Origin of the sequence: Acidovorax sp. YS12, assembly GCA_021496925.1 — a bacterium.
Taxonomy (GTDB): domain Bacteria; phylum Pseudomonadota; class Gammaproteobacteria; order Burkholderiales; family Burkholderiaceae_C; genus Paenacidovorax.
Genome location: CP053915.1, coordinates 2222772 through 2238441 on the forward strand (window position 1 = coordinate 2222772; position 15670 = coordinate 2238441).

Sequence of the window (15670 nt, forward strand, 5' to 3'; positions counted from 1 at the left end):
GAAAAATGCGGCGGGGCTTGGATTATTATGGGTCGATGCTGCATTTTCTTCGCATCCGGCATCTGTCCTGGGCCCTGTCCCTCTTTCCGCTGGCCGGCTGGGCACAGCCCGCCAGCCCCCCGCCAGCCAGGGCTGCCGGGCTCCCGCAGGCGGTCAGCGAGGCCCTGAACGCCGAGCTGTTCTACGAAGTGCTGCTGGGCGAACTCTCCACGGGTGCCGGAGACCCCGGCACGGGATACGCGCTGATGCTGGAGGCCGCCCGCCGCAGCAACGACAGCGCCCTGTACCGCCGCGCGGTGGAAATCGCCCTGCAGGCGCGCTCCGGAGACTCGGCCCTGGCTGCGGTACGCACCTGGAAAAACGCGCAGCCCCAGTCACGCGACGCCAATCGCTTCCAGTTGCAGATCCTGGTGGCCCTGAACCGCACCGGCGACACGGCGGAGCCGCTGCGCCAGGAACTGGCGCAGACGCCCACGCCGAGCAAGGCCGCCGCACTGCAGTCGATACCGCAGTTCTACGCCAGAACCAGCGACAAGGCCCTGGCGGCATCAGTCGTGGAGCAAGCCCTGCAAGACGAGCTGAACGACCCGGCGCTGAGCTCCATCGCCTGGAGCACCGTGGGCCGCATGCGCCTGGCCGCCAACGACCCCACGGGCGCACTGGCCGCGGCGCAGAAGGCGCAGGCGCTGTCGCCCTCGGCCGACAACCTCGCCCTGCTGGCGCTGGAGCTGGTGGCCGAAGGCGTCAGCGCCGCCGAACCCATCGTGACCCGCTACTTCGAGGGACACACTGCGCCGGAGATGCGCCTGGCCTATGCCCGTTCGCTGATAGGCCAGCAGCGCTACGCCGAGGCCGCGGTGCAGCTGGACATCCTGACCAAGGACAAGCCGGACCTGCCCGATCCCTGGCTGCTGCAAGCCACGCTGCAGGTGCAGGACAACCGCCTGGACGAGGCGCAGGCCTCCTTGCAGCGCTTCACCGCCCTGGCCGAACAACTGCCGCATGAAGAAGCGCGCCAGGCTGGCCTGACCCAGGCCTATTTGCTGCACGCCCAGATCGCCGAGAAGCGCCAGCGGTTCGACGAAGCCGAGGCCTGGCTGGCACGCATCGACAACAGCGACGAACTCTTCAGCGCCCAGGTGCGGCGCGCCTCGCTGCTGGCGCGCCAGGGGCGCCTGTCGCACGCGCGCGCCCTGATCCAGAGCCTGCCCGCCGCGACCCCCGAGGACGAGCGCATGAAGCTCTCCGCCGAAGTGCAACTGCTGCGCAACGCCCAGCAATACCAGGATGCCTATGAGCTGCAAGGCCGGCTGGTGGCGCTGGCCCCGCAGGACAACGACCTGCTCTACGACCAGGCCATGCTGGCCGAGAAGGCCGGCCACCAGGACATGATGGAACAGCTGCTGCGCAAGATCATCGCGCGCCAGCCTGACTACCACCACGCCTACAACGCGCTGGGCTACGTCCTGGCGGATCGCGGCGTGCAACTGGAAGAGGCCAGGCAACTGATCGAGAAAGCCCTGGAATACGCCCCCGGCGACCCCTACATCACCGACAGCCTGGGCTGGGTGCAATTCCGCCTGGGAAACCTGCCGCAGGCCCTGCAACTGCTGGAGACAGCCTACAAGAAGCGGCCCGACGCGGAGATCGCCGCCCACCTGGGCGAAGTGCTGTGGGCCCTGCAACGGCAGGACGACGCACGCAGCATCTGGCGTGAAGGGCTGCGACAGAGCGCCGACAACGAGGTCTTGCAAGGCACGCTGCGGCGCCTCGGGGTCCAGCCTTGAGATGGCTCGCCTGCTGCGCCGTGGCGCTGCTGGTACTGGCCGGCTGCGCCCAGCCGCCCCGGCTGCCCGCCAGCACCCAGGACACCTGGAGCGGCCGCCTGGCGCTGCAGGTGGAAGACCCGTCCGCGCAGTCCTTCAGTGCCAGCTTCGACCTGCGCGGCAGCCCCGAAACCGGCGAGCTGTCCCTCTACAGCCCTTTCGGGTCGATGCTGGCCCGCCTGACGTGGGCGCGCGACATGGCCCGGCTGGAGCAGGACGGCGCGGTGCGCCAATCCCCCTCGCTGGAAGACTTGCTGCAGGAACTCACCGGCAGCCGCCTGCCCGTGGCCGCGTTGTTCGACTGGCTGCAAGGGCGCGCCGCCGCTGCCGAAGGCTGGCACGCCGACCTCGGCGCGGCAAGCCAGGGGCGGGTCGTGGCCCAGCGGCTGCAGCCGCTGCCGCGCGCCACGCTGCGCATCGTTCTCGACCGTTGACCCCATGCAAGCGCTTTACGACCTGCCGGCCCCGGCCAAGCTCAACCTTTTCCTGCACATCACGGGACGGCGCGCCGATGGCTACCACCTGATGCAATCGGTCTTCATGCTCATCGACTGGTGCGACACGCTGCACATCGAGCACAGGGCCGATGGCCGCATCACCCGCGAAGACCTGGGCACAGGCCCCGCCCTGCCGGCGGAGGACCTGATCGTGCGCGCGGCGCGCGCCTTGCAGGCCGCCACGGGCTGCAAGGCGGGCGCCCACATCGGCGTGGCCAAGCGCATTCCCGCCCAGGCGGGCATGGGCGGCGGCTCCTCCGATGCCGCCACCACCCTGCTGGCCTTGAACAGGCTCTGGAACCTGCGGCTCGGCACGGCCCAGCTCCAGGCCATCGGCGTCCGGCTGGGCGCCGACGTGCCGTTCTTCCTGCGCGGCGCGAACGCCTGGGTCGAAGGAATCGGTGACATAATCTCGCCGCTCGAAACACCGCATGGGCTGCCGTCCAGCAGGTTTCTTGTGGTCAAGCCCGAGGCAGGCCTGGATACGAAAACCATTTTTTCGCATCCGGATCTGAAACGCGATTCGGACAGTGCTACAATAGCGAGCTTTGCTGCAGATCACTATGGCTTCGGCCAAAACGTCTTGCAGACCGTAGCACAAGCCCTGTGCCCGGAGATTGGCCAAGCCATCGCATGGCTGGCATCGAAGGGACTGCGGGGCAAGATGACCGGGTCTGGAAGCGCAGTGTTCGCACAAATGCCGCATGCGGTGGATTTGTCCGATGCAGACAGCAAATGGCAAGTCAAAGTATGCGATAATTTGAGGCTTCATCCTTTGGCAGGATGGGCGTCAGATTGAAAGTTTTCGGTGGGCCGTCGCCAGACGGTCAACCAGTGTAGGGGAGTCGCCAAGTTGGTTAAGGCACCGGATTTTGATTCCGGCATGCGAGGGTTCGAGTCCTTCCTCCCCTGCCAAATACCTTTGCGGTCACGCAACATCTCAACGGCGCAGACGAGACGCTCATGCAAGCCACCAATCCCGATTTTCTGGTCTTCACCGGCAACGCAAATCCTGGCTTGGCGGCCGAGATCGCTGCCTATCTGGGCTCGTCCCTGGGCGCCGCTGACGTCGGCCGCTTTTCCGACGGCGAAGTCACCGTCGAGATCAAGCAGAACGTGCGCACGCGCGACGTGTTCGTCGTCCAGTCCACCTGCGCGCCGACCAACGACAACCTGATGGAACTGCTGATCATGGTCGATGCGCTCAAGCGCGCCTCGGCCGAACGCATCAGCGCCGTCATCCCCTACTTTGGCTACGCGCGCCAGGACCGCCGCCCGCGCTCCACGCGCGTGCCGATCTCGGCCAAGGTGGTGGCCAACATGCTGCAGGCCGTGGGCGTGAACCGCGTGCTGACCATGGACCTGCACGCCGACCAGATCCAGGGCTTCTTCGACATTCCCGTGGACAACATCTACGCCTCGCCCGTGCTGCTGGGCGACCTGACGCAGAAGAACTACGAAGACCTGATCGTCGTCAGCCCCGACGTCGGCGGCGTGGTGCGCGCACGCGCGCTGGCCAAGCAGCTCGGCTGCGACCTGGCCATCATCGACAAGCGCCGCCCCAAGGCCAACGTATCGGAAGTCATGCACGTCATCGGCGACATCGAGGGCCGCAACTGCGTGATCATGGACGACATGATCGACACCGCCGGCACGCTGGTGAAGGCCGCCGAGGTGCTCAAGCAGCGCGGTGCCAAGAAGGTCTACGCCTACTGCACGCACCCGATCTTCTCGGGCCCGGCCATCGAGCGCATCGCGCAGGGCTCGGCGCTCGACGAGGTCGTGGTCACCAACACGATTCCCCTGTCCGACACGGCCAAGGGCTGCGGCAAGATCCGCCAGCTCTCCGTGGCGCCGCTGATCGGCGAGACGATCCAGCGCATCGCCTCGGGCGAATCGGTCATGAGTTTGTTCTCGGAATAAGCGCCCCTCCAGGCGCTGTTGCGGGTTCACCGCCCGGGCTTGCTGCCGTGAAGGCGGCAGGCCCTTTTTGTCAAACGGGGACCGGCTGGTCGCGGCCGCCCCAACCAGGAGTTACACCATGAAATTCGTCGCTTTTGAGCGCGCCAAGCAGGGTACGGGTGCGAGCCGCCGTCTGCGCAATGCCGGCAAGACCACCGGCATCGTCTACGGCGGCACCGCCGAGCCCCAGGCCATCGAGCTAGACCACAACGCCCTGTGGCACGCCCTGAAGAAGGAAGCCTTCCACTCCAGCATCCTGGAGATGGAAGTGGCCGGCCAGACCAGCAAGGTCGTTCTGCGCGACGTGCAGTACCACCCCTTCAAGCAGCTCGTGCTGCACGTGGACTTCCAGCGCGTGGACGACAAGACCAAGATCCACCTGAAGGTGCCGCTGCACTTCGAAGGCGCCGAAGGCTCGCAGGCCGTCAAGGTCGAAGGCTGCACGGTCACGCCGCTGCTGCACGAACTGGACGTGGTGTGCATGCCCTCGCAACTGCCCGAGTTCATCACCGTGGACCTGAGCCAGCTGAACTCCAAGTCCACCCTGGGCCTGCAGGCGATCAAGCTGCCCAACGGCGTGAAGGCCGTGGTGCGTGGCTCCAACAAGAACCCTGCGCTGATCTCGATCAAGCTGCCCGAGGTGGTGGTCGAGGCTGCTGCCGCTGCCGCCCCCGCAGCGGCTCCGGCCAAGAAGGGCAAGAAGTAATCTCTGCCCCCGCGCGGCTGCCGGCCACCACGGCCCGGCAGCCCGCACCCGCCAGCGGCCCACCTCGTGTGGGCCGTTTGCTTTGGGAAAATGCCACACCATGATCAAACTGTTTGTCGGACTGGGCAACCCGGGCCCCGAGTACGAGGCCACGCGCCACAACGCGGGCTTCTGGTGGATCGACGCGCTGGCGCGCGAGCTGGGCGCCACCCTGGTGCCCGAGCGCGGCTACTGGGGCCTGGTGGCGCGCACCAGCGTGCAGGGCGAGAGCCGCTGGCTGCTGCAGCCGCAGACGTTCATGAACCTCTCGGGCAAGTCGGTGGCGGCCCTGGCGCGCTTCTTCAAGATCCAGCCGCACGAGATCCTGGTGGCGCACGACGAACTGGACTTCGCCCCCGGCCAGGTCAAGCTCAAGCGCGGCGGCAGCCACGGCGGGCACAACGGCCTGCGCGACATCCACGCCCAGCTCGGCTCGCCCGACTACTGGCGCCTGCGCATCGGCATCGGCCACCCGGGCGCGAAGGCCGAGGTGGTGCACTGGGTGCTGAAGAAGCCAGCCCCCGACCAGCGCGCCCTGATCGAGGACAGCATCGTCCATTCGCTGCAAGCCAAGGACGCGCTACTGGCGGGCGACATGGAAAAAGCCACGCTGCAGATCCACACCACCAAGCCACCGCGCCCCAAGCCACCACGCCCCGCCGGGCAGGATTGAATATTCTTTTGATAGCTGCCAGCGCTTGCCCCATAAGGGCTGGAGGCCAAAAAGACTAAAAAATCACCCTGGCACGCGCTGCAGCCGGTGGAACTTCTGCCACAGCGTCTCGCGGCTTTCCGTGTGCTGCGGATCGACGGGAATGCAGGCCACGGGGCAGATCTGCACGCACTGCGGCTCGTCGAAATGGCCGACGCACTCCGTGCACTTGTGCGGGTCGATGTCGTAGTGCGGCTCGCCCAGGGAGATGGCGTCGTTCGGGCACTCGGGCTCGCACACATCGCAGTTGATGCACTCGTCGGTAATCATCAGCGCCATGGGGTCTCCTGGCACGGGCTCTCGGGCTTCATAGGGGCGCCATTATCCCGCCGTGCCGGCGCCACCGGCCCGGGCATGGTTTTGCCGCTATCCTCGGGCCGCGCCATCCGCCCCGCCCTGCTTGCCCCATGTCCCGGTTCTTCCTGCAACGCCTTGCCACCTTCGCCGCCACGCTGGCGGTGGCGTCGCTCGTGGTCTTCGGCGTGCTCGAAGTGCTGCCCGGCAACGCCGCGCAGACCCTGCTCGGGCCCGACGCCGACCCCGAGGCCGTGGCCGCGCTGGCGGCCCAGCTCGGGCTCGACCAGCCGGCCTGGCAGCGCTACCTGCAGTGGGTGCGCGGCCTGCTCACCGGCGCGCTGGGCGACAGCCACGCCTACGGCAGCCCGGTGGCCGAGCTGATCCTGGAGCGCCTGCAGCTCACCGTGCCGCTGGCCGTGCTGGCCATGCTGCTGGCGGCCGCGCTGGCGCTGGGCGCGGGACTGTACGCCGCCGCGCACCACCGGCGTCCCGGCGACTGGGGCCTGATGGGCCTGGCGCAGATCGGCATCGCCCTGCCCAACTTCTGGTTCGCCATCCTGCTCATCCTGCTGTTCGCGGTGAAGCTGCAATGGTTCCCGGCCGGGGGCTTTCCCGGCTGGCGCGCCGGGGACGGCGGCGGCCTGGGGCCGGCGCTGCACGCGCTGGTGCTGCCGGCGCTGTCGCTGGCCGTGGTGCAGGGCGCGATCCTGGCGCGCGTCACGCGCTCGGCCGTGCTCGACGTGCTGCGCGAGGACTTCGTGCGCACGGCGCGCGCCAAGGGCCTGTCGCCGCGCGCCACGCTGTGGCGCCATGTGCTGCGCAACGCGCTGGTGCCCGTGGTCACCGTCATGGGGCTGCAGTTCGCCAGCCTGCTGGCGGGCACCATCGTGGTGGAGAACGTGTTCTACCTGCCGGGCCTGGGCCGCCTGGTCTTCCAGTCCATCGCCAACCGCGACCTGGCCGTGGTGCGCAACTGCGTCATGCTGCTGGCCGCGCTGGTAGTGGCGGTGAACTTCATCGTCGATGTGCTGACCGCGCTCATCGACCCGCGCATCGCCGAACGGCATGACTGAGCGCGCCACACCCGCCCGCTGGCTACGGCGCCTGCGCGGCCAGCCCTCGCTGCTGCTCGGCGGCCTGCTCACGCTGGCGCTGCTGGCCACGGCCGCCGTGTCGCTGCTGTGGACGCCGCCCGGCGCCTACGCCATCGCCATGGACGCGGCGCTCCAGCCCCCTTCCGCCGCGCACTGGCTGGGCACCGACGCCTACGGGCGCGACGTGGCGGCGTTGCTGCTGGCCGGCGCGCGCAGCACGCTCACCGTCGGCGCCGTGGCGGTGGGCATCGGCCTGGGCGCGGGCGTGGCCCTGGGGCTGCTGGCCGCGGCCCTGCGCGGCTGGGTGGACGAGCTGGTGATGCGGCTGGCGGACTTCACCTTCGCCTTTCCCGCCATCCTCTCGGCCATCATGCTGACGGCAGTCTTCGGGCCGGGCATGGTGAACGCCATCATCGCCATCGGCATCTTCAACGTCCCGACCTTCGCGCGCGTCACGCGCGCCGCGGCGCAGGGCGTGTGGGCGCGCGACTACGTGCGCGCCGCCCGCGCCTGCGGCAAGGGCCGCTGGCGCATCACCTGGGACCATGTGCTGCCCAACATCGCCCCGCTGCTGACCGTGCAGGCCACCATCCAGTTCGCGCTGGCCATCCTGGCCGAGGCGGCGCTGTCGTACCTGGGCCTGGGCACGCAGCCGCCAGAGCCCTCGTGGGGCCGCATGCTCAGCGAGGCGCAGACGCTGATGTACCAGGCGCCGCTGCTGGCGGTGTGGCCCGGCGCCGCCATTGCCCTGGCCGTGCTCGGGCTGAACCTGCTGGGCGACGGCCTGCGCGACCTGCTGGATCCGCGCCTGGAACGCTGACGCATGGTGTAAAAAGACGGCCCGGCGCCGCACGCGGCGCCCTCCGAGACCCCGCAGAAAGAACAACGCATGAAGTGGAACCGCCGCTCCCTCCTGGCTGGCAGCACGCTGGCCGCCGCAGCCGCCACCACCGGCCTCGCGCCGCTGGGCGCCTGGGCCCAGGGCAGGAAAGACACGCTGACGCTGGCCCTGGTGCTGGAGCCCCCGGGGCTGGACCCGACGGCGAGCGCGGCCTCGTCCATCGCCGAGGTGGTGCTCTACAACGTGTTCGAGACCCTCACCAAGATCAACCCCGACGGCAGCGTCTCGCCCCTGCTGGCCGAGAGCTGGGAAGTCTCGCCCGACCTCAAGACCTACACCTTCCGGCTGCGCCGCGGCGTGGCCTTCCACAACGGCGCGCCGTGCAATGCCGCCGCAGTGAAGTTCTCCTTCGAGCGCGCCGGCGGCGACAAGAGCACCAACAAGGACAAACGCACCTTCGCCAACCTGCGCGCCCAGGTGGTGGACGAGCACACCGTGGTGCTCATCAACCAGGACATCGAACCCGACCTGCTGTTCCTGCTCGGCCAGGCCACGGCCATCATCGTCGAGCCCAAGAGCGCCGCCACCAACGCCGCCAGGCCCGTGGGCACCGGCCCCTACCGGCTCGACCACTGGGCCAAGGGCAGCGCGGTCACGCTGGCGCGCTGGGACGGCTACCGCAACCCCGGCGGCGCGCGCATCCGCCGCGCCACCTTCCGCTTCATTCCCGACCCGGCGGCGCAGGTGGCGGCGCTGCTGGCGGGCGACGTGGACGCCTTCCCGCGCGTGACGCCGCGCGGCATCGAGCAGTTCAAGGCGCATCCGCGCTTCCAGGTCATCGTCAGCGGCTCGCGCGCCAAGACCATCCTGGCCATGAACAACGCGCGCAAGCCGCTGCAGGACGTGCGCGTGCGCCGCGCCATCGCCGCCGCCATCGACCGCAAGACCGTCATCCAGGCGGCGGCCGACGGCCTGGGCGTGCCCATCGGCAGCCACTACGTGCCGGGCGCCTTCGGCTACGTGGACACCACCGGCATCAACCCCTACGACCTGGACAAGGCGAAAAAGCTCATCGCCGAGGCCGGCGTCAAGACCCCGCTGCACCTCACCATGACGCTGCCGCCCGCGCCCTACGCGCGCCAGGGCGGCGAGGTCATCGCCGCCGAGCTGGCCAAGATCGGCGTCACCGTGAAGCTGCAGAACGTGGAATGGGCGCAATGGCTCAGCGGCACCTACGGCGCCCGGAACTACGACCTGACGCTGATCTCGCACGTCGAGCCGTTCGACCTGGGCAACTTCGCCAAGCCGGGCTACTACTGGGGCTACCAGTCGGAGCGCTTCAACGCGCTGTTCGAGAAGATCCAGAACACCGCGCGCCCGGCCGACCGCGCCCGCCTGCTGGGCGACGCCCAGCGCCTGCTGGCCGAGGACTGCGTGCACGCCTTCCTGTACCAGCCGCAATGGGTCACCGTCGCGGCCAAGAACCTGCGCGGGCTGTGGAAGGACATGCCGGTGTTCGTCAACGACCTGTCGGCGCTGTCGTGGGGGTGAGGCGCGGCACCGGCTCCGCTATACCTTTAATAGCTTGTAGCGCTTTCCACTCTTGGATTTCAGGTAGAAAACAGCCCCAAACTGCTGCCTGACAAGCGCCACCAGCTATCAACAAAATAGCACCGCTAGCGCTGCACCGTCGCCAGCCGCACCGCCAGCCCGAGGAACACCAGCCCGGCCAGCCGGTTGAGCACCCGCTGCGCGCGCGCCGAGCGCTGCAGCAGCGTGCCGAAGGCGCCCGAGAAACAGGCGATGGCCCCGAACACCAGCAGCGTGGCGAGCATGAACACGCAGCCCAGCACCATGATCTGCTGCGCCACGCCGCCGCGCGCGGGGTCGGCGAACTGCGGCAGGAAGGCCAGGAAGAACACCAGCACCTTGGGGTTCGTCAGGTTCATCACCACGCCGCGCCCCACCATGCGCCAGGCACTGTAGCCCGGCCCGCCCTCGGCCGGGGCCGCTGCGCCGCCGCCCACCGGGGCGCGCAGCGCGCCCCAGGCCAGCCAGGCCAGGTAGGCCGCGCCCACGAACTTGAGCAGCGTGAACGCCAGCGCCGACGCGGCGAACACCGCCGCCAGCCCCAGCGCCACCGCCGTGGTGTGCACCACCAGGCCGCAGCACAGGCCCAGCACCACGCACATGCCGGCGCGCCAGCCGCGCTGCGCGGACTGCATGAGCACGAAGAGGTTGTCCGGCCCGGGAGAGAGGCCCAGCAGGACGGAGACGCCAAAAAAGGCAACCAGGGTTTCGATCGAGGGCATGGAGGACGGCAAGCAGGCAACAGGGCAAAGCGGCATTGTCACCGCATGGGAATCACGTACACCCGTTTGCGCGGCTGGCACCCGGGGCCGTCGAAGGGGCCGCCGTCGCGCTCCCAGCCCTCGCCCGGCGAGACCTGGGCGCAGGTGCGCGCGCCGTCGATCTTGCTGCGCCACCAGTACCAGGGCGCGGGCGCGGCCTGCGCCGCGCCCCAGGCCACGAGCGCCAGCAGCGCCAACGCGCGGGCCAGGGGAAAACGGCGAAGGAGAGGACCGGGGAAAGGTGTCATGGCAGCATCTTCGCATCCACCGCGCGCAGGAAGGCCTCCACCGCCTCGGTATAGGGGCCATCACGCCCCAGGCTGGCGTTGATCTCGCCGTGCGAGAGGTCCTGCCCCAGCACCTGCACGCGCATGCCCAGGGCCCGAGCCTGCGCCGCGAAACCCTCGGCCTGGGCGCACGCCGCGCGGCGCCGCGTGGAGCACACGGCCAGCAGCGGCGCGCCCGCCTGGCGCAGCTGCTGCACGGGCGACACCAGCGCCCACTGCGCCGGGTCGCTGCCGAAGGCAGCGTCGTACAGGCGCAGGTGCGGCCGGTGCATGGCCTCGGCCACGTCGTACACGGCGCTGTCGAGCGCCACGGTGGCGCGCACCGGCCTGGCGCCCTGCGCCTGCCACAGCGCGGGCGCGGCGGCGAGCAGCGCCACCAGGTGCGCCCCGGCCGAATGCCCCATGGCCACGAAGCGCCCGGGCTGCGCGCCCCACTGCGGCGCCAGGCGCTGCGCCTGGGCCAGCGCACGCGCCACGTCGCGCGCCTGCTCCAGCGGCGCGGCCTCGGGCAGCATGCGGTAGTTGACCGACACCAGCACCACGCCCTGCGGCACCCAGCGCGCCACCTTGTTATGCACCACGCTGGCGTGGGCCTTGTCGCCCACGCGCCAGGCCCCGCCGTGCACCATGAACAGCACGGGCGCATCGTGCGCATGCGGCGGCAAGTACACGTCCATGCGCTGGCGCGGGTGCGGGCCGTAGGGCTGGTCGCGCAGCACGCGCACCGACGCGGGCAGGGGCGCGACCGCCACGGCGGCGTCCATGCCATCGTCGCCGTCCAGGGCCGCGCCCAGCGGCCCGGCCTGCGCCACGCCACAGATTGCAACGAGCAGGGCCCAGGCGGCCCCGCGGGTCAAGAAGGAAATGGATGCCATACCCGTGCGGTGGAGTAAGGAAGATGGCGCATTCTGCGGCGCGCCGGTGGCGCTACCCTGCCGCCTTGCACAGCGCAATACCCTTTTCCGGCTAGGCACCTCCCCGATACAGGGAATTTGCGCGCCGATCAACCCTACTTAGCATGGGGCCATGATGAAAACCACGATGACTCCCTTCTCCTGGCTCGCGGGCCTGGCCGCCGTGCTGGGCGCCGGCGCCGCCCTGGCGGCCGACGCCCCCGCCACCGTGCAGCTCGCGGGCCGCCCCGTGCCGGACGTGGCCGCGCTGCCGCCCGGCCACTACAAGGACCTGGTGCAGTACGGCCACGAGCTGACCACGCGCACCTTCGCCCACATCGGCCCCGAGGTGGGCGACGTGCGCAAGCGCTTCGCCGGCAACAACCTGGCCTGCGCCTCGTGCCACCAGCAGGCCGCCACCAAGCCCTTCGCCATGCCGTGGACGGGCGTCGCCGCCACGTTCCCGCAGTACCGCGGGCGCGAGGACGACGTCAGCACCGTCGAGGAGCGCGTCAACGGCTGCATGGAGCGCAGCATGAGCGGCAAGGCGCTGCCGCTCGATTCGCGCGAGATGAAGGCCTTCGTCACCTACATCTCGTTCCTGTCGCGCGGCATCCCGGTGGGCGCCAACGTCGAGGGCGCGGGCATGGTGCAGAGCAAGATGCCCAACCGCCGCGCCAACCTGGAGGCCGGCGCCAAGGTGTACGAGGCCAAGTGCGCCGTGTGCCACGGCCCGGACGGCCAGGGCGTGCGCGCGGGCAAGCCCGGCGACGCGCAGGGCTACGTGTTTCCGCCGCTGTGGGGCCCGGACACCTTCAACAACGGCGCGGGCATGAACCGCCTGGCCATGGCCACGCGCTTCGTCAAGCACAACATGCCGCAGGGCACGAACTTCGACGCGCCGCAGCTCAGCGACGACGAGGCCTACGACGTGTCGGCCTACATGCTGTCCAAGCCCCGGCCCGAGAAGGCCAACCTGGAGGCCGACTTCCCCGCGCGCTGGAACAAGCCGGTGGACTCCGCCTTCCCGCCCTACATGCTGGGCGCGCCGGCGGACCAGCACCGCTTCGGCCCGTTCCCGCCGCTGGCCGAGAAGCAGCGCCAGATGGCCGACAAGATCAAGGCCGAGGTGGCCGCCGAACGCGCCAAGGCGCAGGCCAGGTAACAGCCCTGCGGGGAGCCGCTCTCGAAACAGGAGCTGCCAGCGCTTGACTGGTCTTGCGTTGAGGATTGAATTCCTTCAAAAGCAAGGCGAATCAAGCGCTGGCAGCTCTCTTTTTCGCAGCACTCACCGCCCATGCCAAGGCAGCAGCCAGCGCTCCAGCCAGCGCAGCAGCGCGTCGAGCAGCAGCGCGATGGCGCCGATGACGAAGATGCCCATGACCACGATGTCGGTGCGCAGGAAGTTGGAGGCGTTGAGCACCATCTGCCCCAGCCCCTGCGTGGCGGCCACCATCTCGGCGGCGACCAGCGTGGTCCAGGCGAAGCCCATGGCGATGCGCAGGCCCACCAGGATGTCGGGCAGCGCCGCGGGCACGATGGCGTGGCGCAGCAGCTGCCAGCGCGTGGCGCCGAGCGAGCGCAGCGCGTTCACCTGCTCGGCGCTGGCGTTGCGCGTGCCGGCGCGTGCCGCCAGCGCCATGGGGGCGAAGCAGGCCAGGTAGATGAGCAGCCACTTCGCCGCTTCGTCGATGCCCAGCCAGATCACCACCAGCGGCAGGTAGGCCAGCGGCGGCAGCGGGCGGTAGAACTCCAGCAGCGGGTCGAACACGGCCTGCGCCCAGCGGTTCACACCCATGGCGATGCCCACCGGCACCGCCGTGGCCACGGCCAGCGCGAACGCGCCGAACACGCGCAGGCAGCTCCACTGCGCATGCACCCACAGCGCGTCGCCGCCCTGGATGTCGCCGCGCCAGGCCTGGGCGAAGGCGTTCAGCGCGGCCTCGGGCGCGGGCAGGAAAAGCGGCGGCACCCACTGCAGCGCGGTGGCCAGCCACCACAGCGCCAGCCAGCCGGCCACGCACAGCAGGCTCCACAGGCGCGGCGTGCGCGGGCGGTGCGCGCGGAACGGCGCCACGGCCGGCAGCTCCGCGGGCGGCTGCGCGGTTTCCGGGGCGGGTTCGTGCGGGATGGCGCCATCCATGGCAAGAAATCGGCCTCTGGCCCTTATGGGGTAAGCGCTAACAGCTCTCATTTTGATAGTCAATGATGCGGATTCACGCGGGAACCAGCGAGGCTTCGGAGATGGCGGCCATGAGCTGCTCGCGCATGGCGATGAAGGCGGGCAGCGACTTGACGGCGCGCGCCGGCGCGCCCGCCAGGTAGCGGCGCCCGAAATCGACCGCCAGGCTCTCGGTGATGCGCCCGGGGCGCGGGCTCATGACGATGATGCGCGAGGCCAGGAACAGCGCCTCCTCCACGTCGTGGGTGATGAAGAACACCGTGCGCCGTGTGGCGCGCGGCGCGGCCCACAGGCGCAGCACCAGTTCCTGCAGCGCCTCGCGCGTGAACACGTCGAGCGCGCCCATGGGCTCGTCCATCAGCAGCAGGTCGGCGTCGCCCGCCAGCGCGCGCGCGATGCCCACGCGCTGCTGCATGCCGCCCGAGAGCTGCCACGGGTAGGCCTGGGCGCGCTCGGCCAGGCCCACGCGGGCGAGCTGCTCCAGCGCGATGCGCTGGCGCTCGGCGCGCCCCAGGCCGCGCAGACGCAGGCCCAGGGCCACGTTGTCCAGCACGTTGAGCCAGGGCATGAGGGCGTGCTTCTGGAACACCACGCCGCGCTCGGCGCCCGCGTCCCGCACGGGCGCGCCGTTCCAGGCGATGTGCCCGGCCGACGGCGCGGTGAAGCCGGCGATGGTGTTCAGCAGCGTGGTCTTGCCGCAGCCCGAGGCGCCCACGGCGACGACGAACTCGCCCGGGGCGATGTCCAGGTCCACGCCGTGCAGCGCCAGGGCGCGGTGGCCGGCCGGCGCGCCCTCGTAGCGCACCGACAGGCCGCGCACCATCAGGCCCTGCGTGCCCTCACTGGCCTGCGGCATGGCGCACCCAGGTGTCGTTCACGCCCGCCGCGTAGTCGGGCAGCACCTGCTGCACCGCGCCCTGCGCCTGCAGGAACTGCGCCGTGGCCGCGAGCGACTGCGCCACCACCGACTGCCTGCCGCCGCCGAGCCAGCGCGCGCTGGCCTGCTCGGCCGGGGGAATGAAGGCGTAGAGCGCGAGGCTGCCCGGCACGCTGGCGGCCTCGGCGCCGGACCACTTGGCGATGGCCTTGACCTCGGCGGAGTCGGCCGTCCAGGCGCCGGGGTTGCGCGTGTAGCGCTGGTCGGCCTCGGCCAGCACCTTGACGAAGCGCGTGAGGAACTCGCCGTGCGCCTGCGCGAAGTCGGTGCGCACGGCCAGCGCGTCGAACGTGGCCTTGCCGGTCTGCGCGGCAATCTCGCCCGAGGTGGTCAGCACCTGGCCGCCCTGCTTGAGCTTGGCCAGCACCGGGTCCCAGACGAAGGCGGCGTCGATGTCGCCGCGCTCCCAGGCGGCCAGGATCTCGGGCGGGCGCAGGTTGAGGATCTTCACGTCCCTGGCCTGCACGCCCGCCGCCTGCAGCGCCACCAGGGCATGGAAGTGGCTGGTGGAGACGTAGGGGATACCGATCTTCTTGCCCTTGAGGTCGGCCAGCTGGCGCGCGCCGCTGCCGTTGCGCGCCACCAGCGCCTCGGCGTGGTGGATGTTGTCGGCCACCCAGAACACCTGGATCGGCACGCCCTGCGACAGCGCGGCGGCGAACGGCGCCGAGCCGGCCTCGCCGATCTGGATGGCGCCGCTGGCCAGCGCGCGCGTCACCTCGGCGCCGCTGCCAAGCTTGCGGTACGCCACCTTGTAGCCGGTGGCCTTTTCCACCGCCTGGGTCTCCTGCGCGTAGCGCCAGGGCAGCACCATGTCCTGGTAGCCGATGACCACCTCCTTGGGCGCGCCCTGCGCCTGGGCCAGCGGCAGGCCCGCGCCCCACAAGGCGGCAGCGGCGGCCAGGGCCAGAGTGAAACGGCGTGAGCAGGAAAGGCGGCGAAGGGTCTGCATGGTTCTTCTGAAAGCAAGGGAAAAAGAGGCTTTCAGTCTAGGAACAAGCGCGCCGCTTGCATGCGCCCGATTCGCATGAGCACATGCGCAAAAC

General features: G+C 70.1%; 17 protein-coding genes and 1 tRNA gene. 11 read left to right on the forward strand and 7 right to left on the reverse strand.

Annotated elements, in window-relative coordinates:
* Positions 1–5 precede the first annotated feature (5 nt).
* The 7 genes from YS110_10145 to pth all read left to right on the forward strand — a co-directional run bounded on the left by YS110_10145 (position 6) and on the right by pth (position 5703).
* On the forward strand, positions 6–1787 hold the full coding sequence (locus YS110_10145) for a tetratricopeptide repeat protein (GenBank protein UJB65084.1): 1782 nt from the start codon (positions 6–8) through the stop codon (positions 1785–1787).
* Positions 1784–2260 carry an outer membrane lipoprotein LolB gene (locus YS110_10150; protein UJB65085.1) on the forward strand — a complete coding sequence of 159 codons (477 nt, stop codon included), beginning with the start codon at positions 1784–1786 and terminating at the stop codon, positions 2258–2260. Before YS110_10145 ends, YS110_10150 begins: the two co-directional genes overlap by 4 nt.
* 4 nt (positions 2261–2264) lie before the next feature.
* A complete protein-coding gene (ispE, locus tag YS110_10155; protein UJB65086.1) occupies positions 2265–3122 on the forward strand; it encodes a 4-(cytidine 5'-diphospho)-2-C-methyl-D-erythritol kinase in 858 nt (285 codons plus the stop codon).
* Positions 3123–3161: 39 nt separating this feature from the next.
* Positions 3162–3238, forward strand: a tRNA-Gln gene (locus YS110_10160).
* A gap of 48 nt (positions 3239–3286) precedes the next feature.
* Positions 3287–4246: a ribose-phosphate pyrophosphokinase gene (locus YS110_10165; GenBank protein ID UJB65087.1), complete on the forward strand. Its 960-nt coding sequence runs from the start codon at positions 3287–3289 to the stop codon at positions 4244–4246.
* Positions 4247–4364: 118 nt separating this feature from the next.
* Entirely contained in the window at positions 4365–4991 is a 627-nt protein-coding gene (locus YS110_10170; protein ID UJB65088.1) for a 50S ribosomal protein L25/general stress protein Ctc, read from the forward strand.
* 100 nt (positions 4992–5091) lie between these two features.
* Complete coding sequence (pth, locus tag YS110_10175) at positions 5092–5703, forward strand: aminoacyl-tRNA hydrolase (GenBank protein UJB65089.1); 612 nt, start codon at positions 5092–5094, stop codon at positions 5701–5703.
* 63 nt (positions 5704–5766) lie between these two features.
* On the opposite strand, the gene YS110_10180 is transcribed toward pth, so the two are convergent.
* Complete coding sequence (locus tag YS110_10180; GenBank protein ID UJB65090.1) at positions 5767–6021, reverse strand: YfhL family 4Fe-4S dicluster ferredoxin; 255 nt, start codon at positions 6019–6021, stop codon at positions 5767–5769.
* 128 nt (positions 6022–6149) lie between these two features.
* On the opposite strand from YS110_10180, the gene YS110_10185 reads away from it, so the two are divergent.
* The 3 genes from YS110_10185 to YS110_10195 all read left to right on the forward strand — a co-directional run bounded on the left by YS110_10185 (position 6150) and on the right by YS110_10195 (position 9525).
* Complete coding sequence (locus YS110_10185; protein UJB65091.1) at positions 6150–7112, forward strand: ABC transporter permease; 963 nt, start codon at positions 6150–6152, stop codon at positions 7110–7112.
* Entirely contained in the window at positions 7105–7953 is an 849-nt protein-coding gene (locus YS110_10190) for an ABC transporter permease (protein UJB65092.1), read from the forward strand. The genes YS110_10185 and YS110_10190 overlap by 8 nt, the downstream gene beginning before the upstream one ends.
* Before the next feature lie 69 nt (positions 7954–8022).
* Positions 8023–9525: an ABC transporter substrate-binding protein gene (locus tag YS110_10195; GenBank protein UJB65093.1), complete on the forward strand. Its 1503-nt coding sequence runs from the start codon at positions 8023–8025 to the stop codon at positions 9523–9525.
* A gap of 125 nt (positions 9526–9650) precedes the next feature.
* On the opposite strand, the gene YS110_10200 is transcribed toward YS110_10195, so the two are convergent.
* From YS110_10200 to YS110_10210, 3 genes are read right to left on the reverse strand one after another with little or no spacing between them, the layout of a single operon-like run.
* Complete coding sequence (locus YS110_10200) at positions 9651–10286, reverse strand: LysE family translocator (GenBank protein UJB65094.1); 636 nt, start codon at positions 10284–10286, stop codon at positions 9651–9653.
* A gap of 38 nt (positions 10287–10324) precedes the next feature.
* Positions 10325–10573, reverse strand: coding sequence for a hypothetical protein (locus YS110_10205; GenBank protein ID UJB65095.1), 249 nt, complete (start codon positions 10571–10573; stop codon positions 10325–10327).
* On the reverse strand, positions 10570–11487 hold the full coding sequence (locus tag YS110_10210) for an alpha/beta hydrolase fold domain-containing protein (protein UJB65096.1): 918 nt from the start codon (positions 11485–11487) through the stop codon (positions 10570–10572). Before YS110_10210 ends, YS110_10205 begins: the two co-directional genes overlap by 4 nt.
* Positions 11488–11638: 151 nt before the next feature.
* On the opposite strand from YS110_10210, the gene YS110_10215 reads away from it, so the two are divergent.
* Positions 11639–12670 (forward strand): c-type cytochrome, encoded by a 1032-nt coding sequence (locus tag YS110_10215; protein UJB65097.1) that lies wholly within the window; start codon positions 11639–11641, stop codon positions 12668–12670.
* A 123-nt stretch (positions 12671–12793) separates the two neighbouring features.
* On the opposite strand, the gene YS110_10220 is transcribed toward YS110_10215, so the two are convergent.
* From YS110_10220 to tauA, 3 genes are all read right to left on the reverse strand, one after another.
* Entirely contained in the window at positions 12794–13648 is an 855-nt protein-coding gene (locus YS110_10220; GenBank protein UJB65098.1) for an ABC transporter permease subunit, read from the reverse strand.
* A 73-nt stretch (positions 13649–13721) separates the two neighbouring features.
* A complete protein-coding gene (locus YS110_10225; protein UJB67415.1) occupies positions 13722–14510 on the reverse strand; it encodes an ATP-binding cassette domain-containing protein in 789 nt (262 codons plus the stop codon).
* A 16-nt stretch (positions 14511–14526) separates the two neighbouring features.
* Positions 14527–15576 carry a taurine ABC transporter substrate-binding protein gene (tauA, locus tag YS110_10230; GenBank protein ID UJB65099.1) on the reverse strand — a complete coding sequence of 350 codons (1050 nt, stop codon included), beginning with the start codon at positions 15574–15576 and terminating at the stop codon, positions 14527–14529.
* Positions 15577–15670 lie beyond the last annotated feature (94 nt).